Annotated in this window: 1 protein-coding gene; it reads left to right on the top strand. The window is 70.4% G+C overall.

From position 1 onward, the window contains the following. Positions 1-121 precede the first annotated feature (121 nt). Positions 122-1,285, top strand: coding sequence for a GuaB3 family IMP dehydrogenase-related protein (locus ACFU5M_RS34505; protein WP_379055824.1), 1,164 nt, complete (start codon positions 122-124; stop codon positions 1,283-1,285). Positions 1,286-1,373 lie beyond the last annotated feature (88 nt).

The raw sequence follows: 1,373 nt of genomic DNA, 5'->3' as shown, positions 1-1,373 counted from the left end.
CGTTCCAGCGGTCGAAGCGCATGCGTCGAAGGCGTGAGTCTCGACCGCTGGAACGCGAGCCATCAAGGGGTCGCGAACACGCAGCGCCGCAGGCGCTGCAAATTAGACAAGGAGATTTCGCGTGCGCGACATGGTGGAGATCGGCATGGGCCGGACCGCCCGGCGTACCTATGAGCTGGACGACGTCGACATCGTCCCCTCGCGCCGGACCCGCTCATCGAAGCAGGTCTCGTTGTCCTGGCAGCTGGACGCCTACCGTTTCGAGATCCCGTTTCTCGCGCATCCCACCGACGCGCTGGTATCGCCGGAGTTCGCCATCGAGCTCGGCCGCCTCGGCGGGCTCGGCGTGATCAACGGCGAGGGTCTGTGGGCGCGGCACGCCGATGTCGGCGCGAAGATCGACCAGCTGCTCGAACTGGTCGGCAAGGGCGGCTACGAGCGCGCCGTGGCGCTGCTGCAAGAGCTGCACGCCGCGCCGATGCAGCCGGACCTGCTCGCCGCCGCGGTGGCGCAGGTCCGCGCCGCCGGTGTCACCGTTGCCGTGCGGGTGAGCCCGCAGAACGCGCGCACGCTCACCCCGGCGCTGCTACAGGCGGGCCTCGACCTGCTCGTGGTGCACGGCACGATCATCTCCGCCGAGCATGTGGGCGACGGTGAACCGCTGAATCTCAAGACCTTCATCGCCGAGCTGGACGTGCCCGTGGTCGCGGGCGGCGTGAGCGATCACCGCACCGCGCTGCACCTGATGCGCACCGGGGCGGCGGGTGTCATCGTCGGCTACGGCTCCTACCCCGGCGCGACGACCACCGGCGAGGTACTGGGCATCGGCGTGCCGATGGCCACCGCGATCGCGGATGCCGCCGCCGCGCGCCGCGACTACCTGGACGAGACCGGCGGCCGCTACGTCCACGTCATCGCGGACGGAGACGTCGCCACCTCGGGCCAGCTCGCCAAGGCGATCGCGTGCGGCGCGGACGCGGCCATGCTCGGAGTTCCACTCGCCGTGGCCGCGGAGGCGCCGGGCCGCGGCTGGTACTGGCCGTCTGCGGCCGCGCACCCCTCGGTGCCGCGCGGGTCGCTGCTGCACGTCGAGGATCCGTGGGATCTCGGTGGAGAGCCGGCCGGCGAAACTGTGCGGCCGAGCCTGGAGCGGGTGCTGTTCGGGCCGTCCGACGATCCCTTCGGATCGCTCAACCTCGTTGGCGGACTGCGTCGTTCGATGGCCAAGGCCGGTTACTCGGATCTGAAGGAATTCCAGAAGGTCGGCCTGAGCGTGCGCGCCTGAGCTGTGTTCGATTTGCAGCGCCTGCGGCGCTGCGTGTTCGCGGCCCCTTGATGGCTCGCGTTCCGGCGGTCTAGACCCGTGCCTTCGG

This window comes from Nocardia sp. NPDC057455 (genome assembly GCF_042802775.1).
Lineage (GTDB): Bacteria > Actinomycetota > Actinomycetes > Mycobacteriales > Mycobacteriaceae > Nocardia.
The sequence above is the reverse complement of the archived record's forward strand: the minus strand, read 5'-3'. Positions and strand labels throughout refer to the sequence as shown.